The sequence below is a fragment of the Priestia sp. P5_B4 genome (genome assembly GCF_056400385.1).
In genome coordinates this window covers 1-2695 of record NZ_JBFULJ010000518.1, presented here as the reverse complement: position 1 = coordinate 2695, position 2695 = coordinate 1, and the positions used below count along the sequence as shown (strand labels likewise).

The 2695-nt window shown below is 36.5% G+C and carries 4 protein-coding genes and 1 pseudogene; 4 read left to right on the top strand and 1 reads right to left on the bottom strand.

The genetic code is table 11. The features are described from left to right. Positions 1–275 precede the first annotated feature (275 nt). The 4 genes from AC1DRF_RS22280 to AC1DRF_RS22265 all read left to right on the top strand — a co-directional run bounded on the left by AC1DRF_RS22280 (position 276) and on the right by AC1DRF_RS22265 (position 2163). The gene (locus tag AC1DRF_RS22280; protein ID WP_013056955.1) at positions 276–602 is read left to right on the top strand and encodes a YflT domain-containing protein; all 327 of its coding nucleotides are present in this window, start codon (positions 276–278) and stop codon (positions 600–602) included. Positions 603–721: 119 nt separating this feature from the next. Beyond that, positions 722–979, top strand: coding sequence for a hypothetical protein (locus tag AC1DRF_RS22275; protein ID WP_060745700.1), 258 nt, complete (start codon positions 722–724; stop codon positions 977–979). A 274-nt stretch (positions 980–1253) separates the two neighbouring features. Continuing rightward, a complete protein-coding gene (locus tag AC1DRF_RS22270; RefSeq protein WP_043982350.1) occupies positions 1254–1802 on the top strand; it encodes a DUF3231 family protein in 549 nt (182 codons plus the stop codon). A 67-nt stretch (positions 1803–1869) separates the two neighbouring features. Further along, positions 1870–2163, top strand: a complete 294-nt coding sequence (locus tag AC1DRF_RS22265; protein ID WP_025752303.1) for a hypothetical protein — start codon at positions 1870–1872, stop codon at positions 2161–2163. A gap of 25 nt (positions 2164–2188) precedes the next feature. On the opposite strand, the pseudogene AC1DRF_RS22260 reads toward AC1DRF_RS22265, so the two are convergent. After that, positions 2189–2695: pseudogene (locus tag AC1DRF_RS22260) on the bottom strand (FUSC family protein); the annotation flags it as partial.

Here is a 2695-nt window from a genome sequence, read left to right as displayed (position 1 = left end):
AGTTTGTACTGTACCTTAAAAGGTCAAAAAAAAAAAGATGCAGGAAAAAGGCTAACTAAAGCTTCTTCCCGCTTATCCTTCACAGGATTCTCCTCAAAAATAACAGCGCTGCTTTCCCTTCTCCTATGTTAGGCTTTTTAACTCAATTTCAGAAAATAGGTTTTATCTCTTCCAATAACGTGTATACACAAACCAAGGAGATAAGTTACTTAAGCTTCTCTTCATTACTCAACGTATTCGAGAAAGTTGTCTATCATACAAGGAGGTTTTTGGAAATGGTAAATGTAAAAGTAGTTGAAAATGGTGTACAGGCAAAAGATACAATTGAACAATTTTTGCGTGAAGGATTTACAAAAGACGAAGTTTATTTACTTGCACACCATCAAGATCGCTCCGAGGATTTAACAGCTGCAACAAATACAAACAATATCGGTCTTTCTGAACAAGGTGTTTTTGATGCGATTGCGAATGTATTTCGTTCTCGAGGAGACGAGCTTCGTGCCAAAATGCGTTCATTAGGATTATCACAGCCGGAAGCTGAACGCTATGAAGAAGAATTAGACCACGGTAAAGTAATTGTCGTTGCATCAAAAGTTGCTTAATAAAAAAGCCCTACAACAGGGCTTTTTTATTTTGTCTTCCTCCCTTCTTACCTTTTCATTAAAGCAGTCATTCAGACATATGATTATGAAGATAAGAGTTACTGTGAGGAGTGATATATTTGATTATAGGAATTGAGTACACAAAACGTGTGAAAAATGGATTAGTTGTTAAAAATATTCCTTACAAGATACACGATAAACCTTGTGATGAAGGCTGCTGTAAAAATGATAAAACGATAGGCATCAGAGACAAATTAAGGGTTAATTGGCTGTTGAATGTTTTTATGCCTAGCAAAAATATAACAGTATTTGATTATAAATATTGGTCAGAGGAATTAACTTCTTTATGGAGAGAGCATAGGAGAAAAACGATATAATACACCTGCTAAAAAAACTCCTTGATAAGCAAGGAGTTTTTTTCTATTTACTTCATTTTCTAGAACCAGCATATTTATTACGCATTGCCGCAATTTTTATAACTTTAAATTTGGTGATAGTAAATGTACTGTCATCATTATAAGTTACTGCGTGAGAGTCTTTTTCTTCCACTCATCATAATCAATTTTATATGTAACATTTCTTAGCTGTGTTTATACTTTTCTGCTGAAGGCAATAATGAAGAAGCATAAACTATATAAAGGGTGAAAAGTTATGATTAACGTCATTGAGACACTACTTGATTATATAAAAAACTCTTCTACAGATGATTCGCCCCCTCCCCCACATATTGGTGAGGCTATGGGATGCTGGCTATATTTCACTGCTTTAGCGGAAGAAATACCTGCCTTAGAAACCTGTCTTAATACAACAACTAACAGCGAACTACTTAAGCTTACTCAAGACTCAAAAAACCTGGCTGAATCTCAGATTGATACACTAAAAAAATTAATGGTTAAAGAAGGAATTATGCTTCCTGAAATACCGGCTACCAAGCCGAAATCCGACCCTAACAGCATTCCATTAGGAGCAAAAGCAACGGATTCTGAAATTGCTAACTTAATATCTGTAAAAATTGCTTCTAATATCGTCATGTGCAGCACGAATATGGGACAGTCTATTAGAACCGATATTGGATTGATGTGGCTAAAATTCCACACTGAAAAGGTTATATTAGGATCAAAAGTGAAAAGTCTGATGCAGCAAAAAGGCTGGCTTAAAATTCCGCCTTACTACTATTCACCTGGAGCACCTCATAACTAATTGAAGTGTTTTAAGGTAAGCAGCATAGATAACCTTACATCTAACACATTTAACGAGGTGCTTGAATATGGATTTCCCTACAATTCATACAAATTTTTGGGACGCAGTCATTGGTGTTCCTGTCGTATTAATCGTGACACAGCTGATCAAATGGCTTTTCCATCCTAAAAAGCAGTACGTTCCGACTATTGCTTTAGCTGTTGGCGTGCTTTTTTCAGTATTTATCAGTCATCCTCATCATATTATTGCCGGGTTGTTTATGGGATATTTTTATGGATACGCCGCAATTGGCAGCTATGCCGGTCTTAAAACGACGTGGAGAACGATTAGAAAAGATACGTCTCCTTATTCATCAGACTAAAAAACCAGCGAAATATTCGCTGGTTTTAATCTTCACTGCTTATTTCTTCTGCTCCCAGCTCTTTGGCTAAATGAACAACCGATTGATTGATTTTCCATACGTAATAAATGTTATGCAGCAGCTGAAGATGCTGTAAATTTCTTGATTGAACGGACGTATCAAAATAATCTAAAGATTGTTCAATCTTTTGTCTTACATCTTCAAGCGTGTATACATACGTTCCTCGCTCTCCTCGCAACGCTTTTGCAAGCTGAGTGAAGTTACYTGCCACTTTCTCTTCGACTTCCTTTACTACGCCATGAAATTCTGCTTCCTTATAAAAAGCCTCGTTTCTAGTAGAAGAAGCTACCAAATGCTTGGCGTAATAATTAATGGCGGTAAAGACGGTCAAAAATTGCTGAAGGCGTGAACGGCCAACGAAACCTTTGATAATAGGATCTGAATCGACGTGAAGCTGTTTTAGCTTTTTTTCTAATTCCATTCCTTTATCAGCTAAATTGGCAAACGCATACTGCATCGTTTTACGAAGCAG

What these genes read in the sequence shown, in the direction of transcription:
- AC1DRF_RS22280 (WP_013056955.1), top strand. Translation starts at nt 276, where the DNA reads ATGGTAAATGTAAAAGTAGTTGAAAATGGTGTACAGGCAAAAGATACA.
- AC1DRF_RS22270 (WP_043982350.1), top strand. Translation starts at nt 1,254, where the DNA reads ATGATTAACGTCATTGAGACACTACTTGATTATATAAAAAACTCTTCT.
- AC1DRF_RS22265 (WP_025752303.1), top strand. Translation starts at nt 1,870, where the DNA reads ATGGATTTCCCTACAATTCATACAAATTTTTGGGACGCAGTCATTGGT.